Source organism: Peribacillus sp. TH14, assembly GCF_016651145.1.
Taxonomy (GTDB): Bacteria; Bacillota; Bacilli; order Bacillales; family DSM-1321; genus Peribacillus; species Peribacillus butanolivorans.
In genome coordinates this window covers 3650091-3663776 of the sequence record NZ_JAEKEK010000001.1, presented here as the reverse complement: position 1 = coordinate 3663776, position 13686 = coordinate 3650091, and the positions used below count along the sequence as shown (strand labels likewise).

Annotated in this window: 17 protein-coding genes and 1 other annotated feature; of the genes, 2 read left to right on the top strand and 15 right to left on the bottom strand. The window is 39.9% G+C overall.

Features of this window, described 5'->3' with window-relative positions; genetic code table 11:
* Positions 1–15 precede the first annotated feature (15 nt).
* A complete protein-coding gene (locus JFU50_RS17765; RefSeq protein WP_201187975.1) occupies positions 16–549 on the top strand; it encodes a transcription repressor NadR in 534 nt (177 codons plus the stop codon).
* A gap of 416 nt (positions 550–965) precedes the next feature.
* Here the strand turns inward: JFU50_RS17765 and JFU50_RS17760 are convergent, their stop codons facing one another.
* The 11 genes from JFU50_RS17760 to JFU50_RS17710 all read right to left on the bottom strand — a co-directional run bounded on the left by JFU50_RS17760 (position 966) and on the right by JFU50_RS17710 (position 9719).
* Positions 966–1226: a hypothetical protein gene (locus JFU50_RS17760; protein WP_201223493.1), complete on the bottom strand. Its 261-nt coding sequence runs from the start codon at positions 1224–1226 to the stop codon at positions 966–968.
* A 326-nt stretch (positions 1227–1552) separates the two neighbouring features.
* Complete coding sequence (gene pheA, locus JFU50_RS17755) at positions 1553–2428, bottom strand: prephenate dehydratase (protein ID WP_201223491.1); 876 nt, start codon at positions 2426–2428, stop codon at positions 1553–1555.
* A gap of 130 nt (positions 2429–2558) precedes the next feature.
* Positions 2559–3008, bottom strand: a complete 450-nt coding sequence (locus tag JFU50_RS17750; RefSeq protein WP_053347150.1) for an ACT domain-containing protein — start codon at positions 3006–3008, stop codon at positions 2559–2561.
* Between the two features lie 40 nt (positions 3009–3048).
* Positions 3049–4338: a GTPase ObgE gene (gene obgE, locus JFU50_RS17745; protein ID WP_056525531.1), complete on the bottom strand. Its 1290-nt coding sequence runs from the start codon at positions 4336–4338 to the stop codon at positions 3049–3051.
* A 48-nt stretch (positions 4339–4386) separates the two neighbouring features.
* Entirely contained in the window at positions 4387–4926 is a 540-nt protein-coding gene (locus JFU50_RS17740; protein WP_098174964.1) for a Spo0B domain-containing protein, read from the bottom strand.
* 543 nt (positions 4927–5469) lie between these two features.
* Positions 5470–5760 (bottom strand): 50S ribosomal protein L27, encoded by a 291-nt coding sequence (gene rpmA / locus JFU50_RS17735; protein ID WP_034308845.1) that lies wholly within the window; start codon positions 5758–5760, stop codon positions 5470–5472.
* 12 nt (positions 5761–5772) lie between these two features.
* On the bottom strand, positions 5773–6105 hold the full coding sequence (locus tag JFU50_RS17730; protein ID WP_201186032.1) for a ribosomal-processing cysteine protease Prp: 333 nt from the start codon (positions 6103–6105) through the stop codon (positions 5773–5775).
* Positions 6106–6118: 13 nt separating this feature from the next.
* Positions 6119–6427: a 50S ribosomal protein L21 gene (gene rplU, locus JFU50_RS17725; RefSeq protein ID WP_034308849.1), complete on the bottom strand. Its 309-nt coding sequence runs from the start codon at positions 6425–6427 to the stop codon at positions 6119–6121.
* Positions 6428–6440: 13 nt separating this feature from the next.
* Positions 6441–6524 (bottom strand) — a sequence feature (ribosomal protein L21 leader region).
* Between the two features lie 75 nt (positions 6525–6599).
* Positions 6600–8069 (bottom strand): Rne/Rng family ribonuclease, encoded by a 1470-nt coding sequence (locus JFU50_RS17720; protein WP_201223489.1) that lies wholly within the window; start codon positions 8067–8069, stop codon positions 6600–6602.
* A 41-nt stretch (positions 8070–8110) separates the two neighbouring features.
* Positions 8111–8977: a M50 family metallopeptidase gene (locus tag JFU50_RS17715; RefSeq protein ID WP_201186036.1), complete on the bottom strand. Its 867-nt coding sequence runs from the start codon at positions 8975–8977 to the stop codon at positions 8111–8113.
* Positions 8970–9719 (bottom strand): M23 family metallopeptidase, encoded by a 750-nt coding sequence (locus JFU50_RS17710; RefSeq protein WP_201186038.1) that lies wholly within the window; start codon positions 9717–9719, stop codon positions 8970–8972. Before JFU50_RS17710 ends, JFU50_RS17715 begins: the two co-directional genes overlap by 8 nt.
* Before the next feature lie 280 nt (positions 9720–9999).
* Here JFU50_RS17710 and JFU50_RS17705 point away from each other — a divergent pair, with 280 nt between their 5' ends.
* Positions 10000–10443 carry a S1 domain-containing RNA-binding protein gene (locus JFU50_RS17705; protein WP_053347157.1) on the top strand — a complete coding sequence of 148 codons (444 nt, stop codon included), beginning with the start codon at positions 10000–10002 and terminating at the stop codon, positions 10441–10443.
* A 165-nt stretch (positions 10444–10608) separates the two neighbouring features.
* Here the strand turns inward: JFU50_RS17705 and minD are convergent, their stop codons facing one another.
* The 4 genes from minD to mreC form a co-directional block, all read right to left on the bottom strand.
* Positions 10609–11412, bottom strand: coding sequence for a septum site-determining protein MinD (minD, locus tag JFU50_RS17700; RefSeq protein WP_053347158.1), 804 nt, complete (start codon positions 11410–11412; stop codon positions 10609–10611).
* A gap of 36 nt (positions 11413–11448) precedes the next feature.
* Positions 11449–12099, bottom strand: coding sequence for a septum site-determining protein MinC (gene minC, locus JFU50_RS17695; protein WP_342366286.1), 651 nt, complete (start codon positions 12097–12099; stop codon positions 11449–11451).
* Positions 12100–12214: 115 nt separating this feature from the next.
* The gene (mreD, locus tag JFU50_RS17690) at positions 12215–12733 is read right to left on the bottom strand and encodes a rod shape-determining protein MreD (RefSeq protein WP_057218889.1); all 519 of its coding nucleotides are present in this window, start codon (positions 12731–12733) and stop codon (positions 12215–12217) included.
* Positions 12730–13602 carry a rod shape-determining protein MreC gene (gene mreC, locus JFU50_RS17685; protein ID WP_053347161.1) on the bottom strand — a complete coding sequence of 291 codons (873 nt, stop codon included), beginning with the start codon at positions 13600–13602 and terminating at the stop codon, positions 12730–12732. The genes mreD and mreC overlap by 4 nt, the downstream gene beginning before the upstream one ends.
* Positions 13603–13686: the final 84 nt, after the last annotated feature.

Here is a 13686-nt window from a genome sequence, read left to right as displayed (position 1 = left end):
ATAACGAGGTGAATTATTATGGAAAAAAAGAAATTACTTGGTGAAGAAAGACGGACGAAACTCTTACATATATTACAAACAAGCGAGCAACCAGTAACCGGTAGCGAGCTTTCACAAATAACGAATGTAAGCCGGCAGGTTATCGTCGGTGACATCACACTCTTGAAAGCACGAAATGAACCTATCATCGCTACTAGCCAAGGCTATATGTATTTACAAACAGGGAACACTCAAAAGCCGGAGCGGACCATTGCCTGCCAGCACGATCCATCTCGTGCCCAAGAAGAGTTATTTTTACTCGTCGATATCGGCATTACGGTGAAAGATGTCAAAATCGAGCACCCCGTTTACGGTGATCTAACTGCTTCCATTATGGTCAGCAATCGTAAAGAAGTTCAGCAATTCCTCACCAAAGTAACTGCAACAAATGCTTCTTTTTTATCAGAACTAACAAGCGGCATTCATCTCCATACACTTAGCGCGTCTTCTGAAGAACTACTTGACGAAGCCGAGAACGCCTTGAAAAATGCCGGCATTTTAGTTGATTGAATAAACGAAAACATCCTCAAAAGTTATACCTTTTGAGGATGTTTTTTTTAGATAAGAAATGGTCTTATTGATATCCACAACGGACCAATTTCCTTCACATATAAATACGTTTTTCACATGCAAAACACCTCCGATTATTCGTCCGTGACCAGGAATAATTCGACCTTCAGAGAGATTATTCGTCCGTCGCCAGGAATAATTCGACCTTCTAAGAGATTATTCGTCCGTCGCCAGGAATAATTCGACCTTCAGAGAGATTATTCGTCCGTGACCAGGAATAATTCGACCTTCAAAGAGATTATTCGTCCGTCGTTACAAATAAATCGACCTTCCATCATTTCACAAATTAGAAAAAACAGTTTGCGTTCCATAACATGAGTTTCTATCGCTTTTCGGAACGGCCATTTGACGATTTACTAAGGAAAAAATAATCCTATTCTATCATCATTGGTTCTGCTTACACTAGAGATATCTCCATCGCCGTTATCTTCATTATTACTTCTCAATTGCCCTATAAGACTAATAATAGAACTCACCGCTTGTATCCAGCCTCCCATTACCTGTATTAATTCCCCTTCTGACTGTTCCTCCTCTATATTCCGATATTGATATTTTTGTTTTTCCTGTTCTTTATCTTGATCCTTATCCTTATCTCTTTCCGCAATAAAAATAGCCATTTCAGTTACCTTCAAAATCCTTCAATGGACATTCATTTCTTTTTGCCTATTTTCTTTATATTTTTACAAAATGTAAGGCAATCGTTTTAGGAACTCGTACACGAGAGAAATACAATTTCTATTGAACACTTGCACAAAAAAATGCCCCGGAATAGACTTCTGGGGCACTTTTCTTATTAAGTATTTTCCCTCATCAATGCACTAAGAGGGTTGTACCATTTACCTCTCTGTGAAAACAATTTGCAACCTTGTAAGCTTAAACGGTTTAATTCCGCATCTGGGTCAAACTTTGAGGAAAGGAACCTTTACTCTCAACTTTAAAGAAATCAACTTTGCGGTACACCATTTTGGACTTTAAAGCATGGATAGCTGCCCATGATTGAAACGGTACATCCAAGAGCCTCAAGCTCAGAAATCGCACCTGGGATGAGAACATCGTCAAGAGCCATTCCGACGTCGATAATGAAAAAGTAATTGCCTAATCCTGTTTTCATTGGTCGTGATTCAATCTTAGAAAGGTTAAGTTTCCTCCAAGAGAAAGCGGAAAGGACTTGGTGCAGCTGCCCTGAATGATCGGCAGGAAGCTGAACCATAAGCGTCGTTTTCCTGTCGCCCTCAGTAGTCAAATGCCCTTCAAAATCTACATCGCTATTAGATACGACGATAAATTTTGTATGATTATGTTCATAATCATGAATATTTTGTTTTACAATCGTCAAACCATACTCCGCAGCAGCCATGTCATTTGCAATCGCAGCAATATTGATATCGGAATTCTCCATCACCATTTTCGCAGCTGCCGCAGTGGACGTGACATATTCATAAGGTATGCCCCTTAGTTCTTTATGTAGAAATTTCCGGCATTGTGCGATAGCATGTGAGTGCGAATAAACCATATCCGGTTTAAAACCAGGATATGCATGATCCGGATGCACCATATAATGTTGTTGGATTGGAATCGTTACTTCCCCTTTAATCGGTAATGTCACATCATGGACTAAGTAATCCATTGTAATATTTACCGAACCCTCCAAAGCATTCTCGATTGGGACAAGTGCGTGATTCACTTCCCCGTCACGAACAGCATCAAGGCAGTCTGGAATCGTGTTCATTGGTATTTTTATATCATTAGGAAATAGTCGCGATACAGCTAAATCCGTGAACGTTGCTTTCGGTCCAAGAAATGCTATTTTTGATGTCATATTATAATCCCCTTTTCACGGAAAATCTACTATTTATGTTATGTCATTTTCTGATTTTTTACAATAGTTAATCGATAAATCGTCCCCTGATAAAAAAACAGCCTGCACATGTGAAATGTACAGGCTGTTTTTATGCGCCGTTCCCAATAATTTCGACTTTTTCGACGAACTCCATTTTACGCAGTTTAGTAAGCAGATCATTAATATCCATCGTCATCCCACCCGTGTTTAGAGATAGGGTAACATTGGCTCGTCCCTGCAAGGGAATCGTTTGGTGAATGGTCATGATGTTGCAACCTGATGAGGCGACGAGCCGTAAGAGCTCCGATAGAGTACCAGAACGATCTTCGAGATAGAAGAACAGGGTAATCAGCTTTTCTTTAACAACTGTATGAAATGGAAAAACCGTGTCACGGTATTTGTAAAAGGCACTTCTACTTAAGTCCACTCGCTGTACTGCTTCCCAAACTGATTCTGCTTTTCCCCGTTCAATCATTTCTTTTGCATCCAGCGTTTTTTTCATCGCTTCGGGAAGGACATCCTCTCGAACGAGGAAAAATTTCTGATCGGCCTTATTCAAACTCAGCACGCCTCCTTTTGCCTGCCATCATGGTATCTAATCAATCAACGAATTCAAATTCATATTCAAGGATACGGACGATATCACCATTTGTCGCACCTTTTTGGCGAAGGCCTTCGTCGACTCCGAATGAACGAAGTTGTCTAGCGAAACGACGGATGGACTCTTCACGAGTGAAGTCAGTCATTTTGAATAGACGCTCGATCTTGAATCCAGAGACGGCAAAACTTCCATCCGATTCGCGTTCAATGTCAAATTCATCTGACTGTGATGTATGTTTATAAAGAACACGGTGGATTCCAGTATTCTCTTCTTCATGATCAAGAGGGAACTCAGGTGTTTCTTCGATTTTATCAGCAATCGCATAAAGTAGCTCTCGGATTCCTACACGTGTTACGGCAGAAATCGGGAAGACCGGGAAGTCTTCTTCAAGCTTTTCTTTGAATGCGGCTAAATTCTCTGCTGAATCCGGCATATCCATTTTACTTGCTACAATGATTTGCGGACGTTCAGTCAAGCGCAGGTTATACTCTTCAAGCTCTTTGTTGATTGTCAGGTAGTCTTCATAAGGATCTCTACCTTCAAGGCCTGACATATCAATTACATGAACAATTACCCTTGTTCTTTCAATATGGCGTAAGAATTGATGTCCAAGACCTACTCCTTCAGAAGCACCTTCAATCAGGCCAGGCAAATCGGCCATTACAAAGCTACGGTGATCTTCCGTTTCTACCATTCCAAGGTTTGGTACAATCGTTGTAAAATGGTATTCGGCAATTTTAGGTCTTGCTGCAGATACGACAGAAAGTAAAGTGGATTTTCCGACACTAGGAAAACCAACCAAACCTACATCAGCCAATAATTTCAATTCCATAATTATATCGCGCTCTTGGCCAGGTTCACCGTTTTCCGCGATTTCTGGAGCAGGATTAGCTGGAGTCGCAAAACGAGAGTTTCCACGACCTCCGCGTCCACCCTTAGCGATAACGGCGCGTTGTCCGTGTTCTACTAAATCAGCAATAACTTCCTTGGTTTTTTCATCAATTACAACTGTACCTGGTGGAACTTTAATAATCATATCTTTAGCAGCAGCACCATGCATGTTTTTGGACATGCCATGTTCTCCGCGCGGTGCCTTAAAGTGGCGCTGATAACGGAAATCCATTAACGTACGCAGGCCTTCTTCTACTTCAAAAACGACGTTCGCTCCATTACCACCGTCTCCGCCGGCAGGTCCGCCTTTTGGTATGAATTTTTCACGACGATAAGCAACTATCCCGTTACCACCGTCTCCGCCTTTTATATAGACTTTCGTTTGATCGACAAACATGCTATCACTTCCTTGTTTTCTGCAAGTCATTTCTTGCTGTATACTTCTCTAAAACTTAATATCCATCTTAAAAAATAATTCATCTTCATTACATTCGAGAATATCAATTGATTGCTCCGCAGTTAACGACTTTTCTAAAAATCCCATCACAGCGGCTTGGTCGATAAATCTGCCTTGCATATGAAATGAACAACGCATATCGCTTATCTCTTTCTTACACATAGAAACAGCTAGAATATTTTCAAAAAATGGGTCTAGATTCTTTTCCAAAACTTTAAAGTAATCATTCGTCCAACGATACATCAGCTCGTCCAGCTCAGTAGAGCCTTCAAAAACATCAATAATTTCATATTCGCAATAAAATGATCCGTTATTCCAATTCGACGTCAACAACATCTCGCTGAACTTTGGCAAATTCAAATTGGTAAGGCGTGCTTCATTCTGGGTTTCAATAATGATTTCATCAATAATGCCTTTGACACGATCAATTTTGTTTAACTCCAGATTCCCTTTTATTATTTGAATTCTATTCAGCCAATCATGCCTGGTTTGACGAAGAGTTTCAATAGTCGTCCAATTTTTATCCATTATTAACACCTTCAATTATGATAAAGAAACTTTTTTCAGCTCTATCATGTTGAATACTTCCATTTGTACAGTATATCAAAAAAACAACAAACAGGAAATGAAGCTCGATTCACATGCCTTCACATGAAAGCCCCCGTCCAAAAAATACAGCCACACACCCTGAGTTCTTTGGACGATGGTAGAGCCATTTGAACTTATAAAGAGAATGGGCCTTATTTATGCACCAATTGGAGATATTATAGTTGAATTGGACTGTCTATTTGGCCTAACCAAATGTGATGGATAAAGTAATCTTAGATTTTCCCCTAAAAGGTAAGAAAGCCCGCCTATTGGCGAGCCTTTTGTAAGTCAGAGGTTGTTTTTCTTATACTAATGACTAAAGTCTCCTGCAAAAAGCTGGTTATTTATCGTTCCTATAGTATAAATAAAGGGCCGGACCCCTTCTTCACTATATACCATACCATTATTAAAAATGACGCGATATATAGTGTCTTGTAGAAGGAATCAGACCCTTTTGAGTCAGCCTCTGTTCAAAGATGCCAATTATGCTTCTTGTGCAACTGGATATACGCTTACTTTTTTACGGTCACGTCCGAAACGTTCGAATTTAACAACACCGTCTACTTTAGCGTATAGAGTATCGTCTCCACCACGGCCTACGTTCTCACCTGGATAGATTTTTGTTCCGCGTTGACGGTAAAGGATAGAACCACCAGAAACGAATTGACCATCTGCACGTTTAGCGCCAAGACGCTTAGATTGAGAGTCACGTCCGTTCTTTGTAGAACCTACTCCTTTTTTCGAAGCGAAGAACTGAAGATTTAATCTTAACATTTGTTCCACCTCCTATTGGTTGAGGATAATTTTCATGTATTTACCATAATCACGTTCGATAGTTTGCAGCGATATGAGCATACTGTTCAAGAGCAGCTGCACCTTTTCTTCGGATTCCGGTGAAAGATTCTCCGGAATGACGCAGCGAAGATAGCCGCCCTCTCTCCCTTGCTCAATCTCAGGCTCTACATCCGTTAAGGACATAATCGCATTGACTGACCCGAAGGAAACAGCCGATACACCTGCACAAACGATATCTGAACCTTTTTTAGCAAAATTAGCATGTCCGCTTAAGGTGAACGAAGTAATCCGTTCCTGCGGAGCATCAAAGACAACTTTAATCATCTAGAATCAGCCCTTACGCGTTGATTGCTTCGATAACAACTTTTGTGTATGGTTGACGATGACCTTGTTTTTTACGATTGTTTTTCTTCGCTTTGTATTTGAAAACAGTGATTTTCTTTTGCTTACCTTGTTTCTCGACAGTACCTGTTACAGTAGCGCCTTCCACTAGTGGAGCACCGACTTTCACGTCTTCGCCACCTACGAATAAAACTTTGTCAAATGTAACAGTTTCGCCTGCTTCTGCGTTTAATTTTTCAATGTAAACCGCTTCGCCAGCTGCTACTTTAATTTGTTTACCGCCAGTTTCGATAATTGCGTACATACTTGCACCTCCTTAAATGTCTCAGACTCGCCAATCACAGGCGTCTTGTCAAAAAGACAAAAGCTTAAGACCTGTTGTTGAGCGGTTGTAGCACGGGTGCTACAAACATAACATTAAAATCCTATCATGAAACCGGAAGAGCTGTCAATATATTTGTAAGAATTCTCGTCCATCACTTGAAAGCTCGCTCGATTTCCTGAATGCTCCCAAAGCGCTTAATAGAATACGTATTTATAGAACCGGAGACAAATGAAAGAAATAACTTTTTAGAAATCAATTCTTCCAATGTCGGCCTATATGATTCATTTTCACCTAGTAACACGTCTGCCACCGCTTTGTTTACTTCCACCCAGACCGCTTCATCATCCTCTTTGCGATGTTCCAGCAATTCTCGCTCCAACCGGAAGGCCACTGTTTCAGCACTCTCAACTTTCCCGCTTCCGCTGCATACAGGACAGGGTATCGTCAATATTTCGCTAAGTGACGGTGAGGTTCTCTTTCTCGTAACCTGTAAGATGCCTAGTTCTGTAAAGCCAATAACCTGGACGCGCTTCTCATCCCTCGCTACTTCCTTTTTGACAATGTCGATAATTTCAAGCTTATGCTGTGACTTCTCCATATTGATGAAATCTATTAGGATAATCCCGCTAATATTTCTCAATCTCAGTTGACGGGCAACCTCTTTCGCTGCCGCCTGATTCACTGCAAACAGCGTTGCTTCCTTTTCCACTTTACCAGTGAACTTACCCGAATTGACGTCGATTACAGTGAACGCTTCCGTTTCTTCAAAAATTAAATAGCCTCCGTTATCGAGCCAGACTATTTTCTTCATCACTTTCTCAACTTGCCCATCCACATTCCGTTCAGAAAAAATGTTTTTTGGTCCCGTTTCATAGGATAATATCCATTCCTTACCGTTTTCCTGTATCCATTTTTTTAACTCTTGATATGCCTCGAAATCATCGGTAGCAAGTTCCCCTGAACCCGTTCTCGACATTTCAGAGATAATCATCTCTAAGAAATTATCTCTCTCATAGAGGAGAGCTGGAGCCTTTAGAGAGGCTGCTTTCAGTTCAAGATTTTTATAGAGCTGACGCAATGAAGATAATCTGTTCAAAAAAACAGTTTCGCTTTCATTCTCCATCGATGTGCGGACAATCAACCCCTCATTAGGCTGTTTAAACTGTACAGCCGTTTCCCGCCACTGTTTTTGCAAGTGCTCGTTTTTGAATTTCTTAGAAACGCCAACATAATCTATTCCATGTATGTAAACGAGGGAATCTGTTGAAAACTCGATCAACCCTGTCAATTTTGCTCCTTTTGTACCGGTTGCATCCCTAGTCACCTGAACTAGCAGCTTTTCTCCTTGGCGGACGTATTGACCAATTGCCGCTTTTCCGTCTCGTTTTGTCAGTTGGAATGACGGAATTTCGTCACGATGCAAAAAGCCATTCTTGTCTACTCCATAATCAATAAAGACTGCATCCATACCCGGTAATACCTTTGTTACTTTCCCAAGATAAATATTACCGACCGTACTGCATTGGTGAGGCGGCATGATTTCAATTTTACGTAGCACATCATTCTCCAGCACAGCCACTCTTTTTTCGCGCGAAGATAGGTTAGCGATCATCTTTTTCATTAAAAAAATCCTCTCCTCAATTTGAAGAAAGGATATCATATTTAATAAGAATATAATAGGTCACCTATTTTCCCATTTGTCATTTTCTCTGAAAAATAGGCATGGAGGATTTCCGTTTCATCCAACGAACCACTCTCTTTGCCGTTTTTCATAATGATAACGGGGTGCTTACAGCCGCGTTGAAACATTTCCAGCACCTTATAAATCGGTTCTTGGGAATCCACCATAATCGGCTTTAGTTTCGCCAAATCGTTTGTATGACCATAATGACGCTGTAAAAGAAAGCGGATAAAAGCGTAATACCGCTGCCGCCATTCCATGACAAGTGACAGACTAATAAACAAGATGATCAGCCAGATATTCAAGTTAAGTGGTTCGAGAATGAGCCAAGTTAAAAAAGCCAGGAGTGCGAATGCGGCAGAAAAATAGAGCGTATATTTCTGTGCTTCAAGAAAGGTGCAGTAAAGAGATACACCAATGAATAAAAGCCTCCCTCCGTCCAATGGCCAAATTGGCAGCAAATTAAAAACCAACAACATAAGATTCATATATAAGAAAGGCTGATAAAGCTCATAGGAAATAAAGGAAAGGGAATAGAGCAAAAAAGCCGCTCCGATGAGCCAAACATGTTGAAGCGGACCGGCAAGCACGACGGCCAAATCCTCCTTCAAACTTTTATTTCCATACTCCTCAGTCTCGACCGCCCCTCCAAAAGGAAGCAGATGGATTGACTTAATTCGCCATTTAAAGTGCTGAGCACAGGTTGCATGCCCCATCTCATGAATAAAAACGATGAGTAACAACATCATCACTTCAACGAAATGGGCCGTAAGGATGGCGATTCCAATGACGAACCACAGTGTCGGATGTACTCTGATTTTAAATAGCAATTTTCCATACTCACTCAAAGGTTATCACCTTTTTAGGATCGATGAAGGCGTCATTTTCTTTTATTGCTAAATAAAACCTGCCCTTGGAACCGTCTTCACTTACTGTAACCTGTCCGACTTCGTTCCCTTTATTAACAAACTCATAAAGTTTCACATCAATCTTTTCTAGTTGCCCATACCAGGATTCACTCTTGTTAGCATGCTGAATAACAACCGTCTTTCCAATCCCCTCCTTTTCACCGGCAAAAATGACCACCCCTTCATTGATCGATTCAACCTTAGACCCTTTGCTTGTTTCCAATATGATTCCCTCGCCGTTTGTCTCAAAGGTTTGGGTAATCTTCCCAGAAGCAGGCATCGCATAGCCTTCACCTGAATCGACTGTTTCTTTCCCAGATTTAGTCGGTAAAAAAGCGATAGGCTTACCAAACGCACTTTCATACCAATTGGAAATCGAAGCAAACTGAAATTCCTGCTTCATGTTTTCCGTGACAAAACTCCTTGCAGAATCCAGCCGCGTTGAAGGATGCTTAAACATCACCGCAATAATAAGAAATAGACATACACTGGCCAAGATTTTAAAAAAGAAATATTCTTTCTTAAAGAGCGGATGATCTTTCTCGGAATACCCGTTAAATGAATCAAAACCATACGGTTCCTCATTATTGATCTCCGTCCAACTACCATTTCCTGCTGGTTTATCATTAAACTTCCGTCTCTTGGCAATACGATTGCGGATATCTTTCCTGCGATCATCCATTCCAAATCCACCCCCTGCTCATGTCAAAGCGCTATATTACAACGTATGAGCAACTTGTCCAGACTATGACGGAGAAAAGATTTTCTTTCTAAACACCTCTGAATTTTTCTTTCTAAAATAAATTTCGGAACAACAATTTAATTGAAAACTATGAGTTTTGATGTATTTTATGCTTTGATTTAGAAAATGAAATCATGGAGAAAAAAATCCAATTGATATTGTTCTTCTTAATTTGTTATAATGAAGTTGTTTTAACATTATTGAGGGGGAACATTTTTTTATGTCAATCGAAATAGGCAGCAAAGTACAAGGTAAAGTAACAGGTATCACTAATTTTGGAGCATTCGTAGAATTACCAGGAGGCTCAACAGGTCTTGTGCATATCAGTGAGGTAGCGGATAGCTATGTAAAAGACGTTAATGACCATCTTAAAGTAGGCGACCAAATTGAAGTAAAAGTGATTAGTGAGAAAGACGGAAAAACTGCCTTGTCCATCAAAAAGGCTATAGATAAACCCGAAGGGCAAACCTCTTCTTATACCAAACGCCCACCACGCCAAGGGGATAGCCGTTCTAAAGACTTTCGTTCAAAAGGTAATTTCCAACCAAAGGAAAATTTCGAAGATAAAATGGTTCGCTTTTTAAAGACTAGTGAAGAAAATTTATCTACTCTTAAACGTAGCACCGAATCAAAACGTGGCGGTAGAGGCGGAAGACGCGGATAACCTGTCGCATTTATTAATACTTAATCAACACATAAAAAAGGCAAGCCAAGATAGATGGCTTGCCTTTTTTATATAATCTAACTCTCCATCCTTAAGCTTGCGATAGGATAAAAGAAAAAAAGCGAGGGCATTGAATGCACTCACTTCATAATTTTTGATTCAAATTTACCGCACGCTAAAGAATTTTTTCAATTTTGACATAAAACCTTTTGGTTCGACGCCAATCGGAGTCAAGGGCACAGATTCACCAAGAATCCTTCGGGCAATGTTCCTATAGGCAAGCGAGACTCTATTGTCCGGATTATAGGCAATGGGTTCCTTTTTATTAGCTGCTACAATGACCTGATCATCATCCGGAATGACGCCGATCAAATCAATTTTAAGAAAATCGGTTACTCCATCGATATCCATTTCCTCATCTTCATGAAGTAAATGGCCGCGTATCCGGTTGATAATCAATTGAGGCGGTTCAATCTGCTCTTCTTTTTCGAGCAGACCAATAATACGGTCCGCATCCCTGACAGCCGGTCTTTCGGCAGTCGTCACGATAATTGCTTTGTCAGCACCAGCTATGGCATTCCTAAAGCCCTGCTCAATACCTGCAGGACAGTCAATGAGGATATAATCATAGTCCGGTTTCATATCACTAATGAGTTTCCTCATCTGCTCTTCGTTTACCGCTGATTTATCACTATTTTGTGGAGCCGGAAGCAAATAAAGCAGATCCTCGAAATGCTTATCTTTAATAAGCGCTTGATGTATTTTGCAGCGCCCTTCGACCACATCGACCAAATCGTAGATGATTCGATTTTCCAATCCCATAATCACATCTAAGTTCCGAAGACCAATATCCGTATCAATCAAACAAACCTTTTTACCTAGAAGAGCTAACGATGTTCCTAAGTTGGCGGAGGTGGTTGTTTTTCCGACACCACCTTTACCAGATGTAATAACTATTGCCTCTCCCACGATTAGAGACCCCCTTCTAATCTATTTAAATTAGGTCTATATTTCTTTAAAACTTGCAGACTTTTCTATTATTATATTTTCTTCTTCGTCCATGAAGGCACATTCCAAGTCATGCCCCCATTTCGTATATTGGTCAGGAGATAAATTCACTTGTCCAGCAATACGCAACTGAGCGGGTTTCATAACAGAGGCTGCAATAATAGCCTCATTATTCCCCTTATATCCGGCATGGGCTATCCCTTTTAACTGTCCCATAATATATATGTTACCACCCGCACGAACCGTTCCGTCCGGATTAACATCTCCAATTAGCAGTAGATCGCCGGGAACTTCAAACACCTGTCCCGATCTTATCACCTTGGTCACAGTTGTCACTTGGTTTTCATCTTTCCAGCGTTTCGCTTCATCCTTTGTCAGGACATTCGAAAGCATCTCGTCAACGAAAAGTTTCTTCTTTTTATGGATAACCTCTTTAATCTTTTCCACTTGTTCATCATTTAGATAGCGGTTCCCTGTATGTACTTTTACGGAAATAGACGGGTCATTTTCTTGAAACTGATAGTTTGCAGAAAGCTTCGCTTCTAACTCTTTCAATAATTCGGAAAATGAGCAAGAATCATCGAGATGAAGCATAAACCCGTCTTTTGTTCCCTTAATCATAACATTTTGCTGAATTCTTTTATTCATGACGTTTGTTTCACCTCAATGAAATATAATTCGACATAGGAAAACAAATTTCCTTTTTCTACTTACATGGAAAAGTGAAAATACATTTTTAACCTACTATTAGAACACAGAAACGTTATTCTAATTCTCCTTGCAAATCAAGCTTTTCGATAATTCTCTTTAATGGATAGCAACTAATAATAATAAATACGAGGTTCAATAATAATGTCGGGACGAATCTCCGGTCCATATATTCCGCAAATCCCATATCTGCAAAAGATAGGATGATATTCATTTGAAAAATAACGACCTCTAAAACTGCCGTAAACAAGAGAGCTACAAGGCAGGAAATAAGTATATTATTTTGCAAGATTTTCATGCATTTTGAAATCAAATACGCAAGAAAAGGGATAAGGAACATGTAAACCCCTAAAATTTCTGTATATACGGCATCATATGTTAACCCAAGAATTGCTCCATAAAGCATCCCTATTTTTCTAGATCCGAACATAGTCAGGAAAAAAACAAAAATCATAATAAACCGAGGAACTAGGATTTTATCAGCGCCAAATACATCACTTGCAAATAACTGGGCAAAGATGCTTTCAAAAACAAAAAAAAGCAAGGCTATAAAAGAAAGGATGAAATGTTTCACTTAACTTCATCCTCCCCATCCATCTCATCTTCTACGCCGCCAACTTCACGTTTGACGACCATTACATTATTAATATCATAAAAATCCGTCGATGGTTCAATATACGCGGTTTGGTTCAATCCATATTGATCCACTTTAACATCGACCACTTTTCCGATTGGCAGACCTTTCGGGAAGATCCCTCCATAACCAGAAGTAATGACCAATGAATTTTTCTTGATTTTTTTATCATAAGGAATCCGTTTCATTAATAAAAGATTCTTTTCATCATCGAACCCTTCAATCAAACCAAATGCTTTATCTTTGCCTTGAATGATTGCAGAGACGCGGTTAGCTTTGTCGATTGAGCTTAAAAGTTGAACAGAAGCAGTGAAATCAGTGGCTACTTTTACCTTACCAACTAAACCAGTGGATGTAATGACAGCCATATTTTTTTCTACTCCATTACGCTTTCCTTTATTAATCGTAAGCATTTCATGCCAGCGTTCAGGATTACGCCCTATAACCGTCGCCTGAATTGGCGAATACTTCCGCAGATCGTCTTCCTTACCGAGGTTATCACGAAGTTCTTCATTTTCCTCTTTTAAATCTTGAACCTGGGTTTTCAATAAAACATATTCATCCAAACGGGCTTTCAACTTTTTGTTTTCATCGTATGTATGTTGAAGTTCTTTTAAGTCCCCTACAAACCCCGTTATACCCGATACAGGTTTATTAAACACATTTCCGACCCAGCCTGTTGTATCCTTTAAGAATTTCTCGGGCCAAGTTAACTCTTCTCTCTCTCTTAATGAAAAACCGATCAATGCCACGAGAACGATAATGCTAACGAGCAAGAGAAGGAGTTTTTTATTAAAAAACTGTGGCATGATGATTGCACCTCTATTTTTAATTTACTCAATTGTAATGATTAAACACATTAATAACAGCTAGCCATCAAATGTTTTTAGACG

Coding starts and splice junctions, on each gene's coding strand:
- JFU50_RS17760 (WP_201223493.1), bottom strand. CDS start 1,226: ATGGCTATTTTTATTGCGGAAAGAGATAAGGATAAGGATCAAGATAAA.
- pheA (WP_201223491.1), bottom strand. CDS start 2,428: ATGACATCAAAAATAGCATTTCTTGGACCGAAAGCAACGTTCACGGAT.
- obgE (WP_056525531.1), bottom strand. CDS start 4,338: ATGTTTGTCGATCAAACGAAAGTCTATATAAAAGGCGGAGACGGTGGT.
- JFU50_RS17740 (WP_098174964.1), bottom strand. CDS start 4,926: ATGGATAAAAATTGGACGACTATTGAAACTCTTCGTCAAACCAGGCAT.
- rpmA (WP_034308845.1), bottom strand. CDS start 5,760: ATGTTAAGATTAAATCTTCAGTTCTTCGCTTCGAAAAAAGGAGTAGGT.
- JFU50_RS17730 (WP_201186032.1), bottom strand. CDS start 6,105: ATGATTAAAGTTGTCTTTGATGCTCCGCAGGAACGGATTACTTCGTTC.
- rplU (WP_034308849.1), bottom strand. CDS start 6,427: ATGTACGCAATTATCGAAACTGGCGGTAAACAAATTAAAGTAGCAGCT.
- JFU50_RS17720 (WP_201223489.1), bottom strand. CDS start 8,069: ATGAAAAAGATGATCGCTAACCTATCTTCGCGCGAAAAAAGAGTGGCT.
- JFU50_RS17710 (WP_201186038.1), bottom strand. CDS start 9,719: ATGGATGATCGCAGGAAAGATATCCGCAATCGTATTGCCAAGAGACGG.
- JFU50_RS17705 (WP_053347157.1), top strand. CDS start 10,000: ATGTCAATCGAAATAGGCAGCAAAGTACAAGGTAAAGTAACAGGTATC.
- minC (WP_342366286.1), bottom strand. CDS start 12,099: ATGAATAAAAGAATTCAGCAAAATGTTATGATTAAGGGAACAAAAGAC.
- mreC (WP_053347161.1), bottom strand. CDS start 13,602: ATGCCACAGTTTTTTAATAAAAAACTCCTTCTCTTGCTCGTTAGCATT.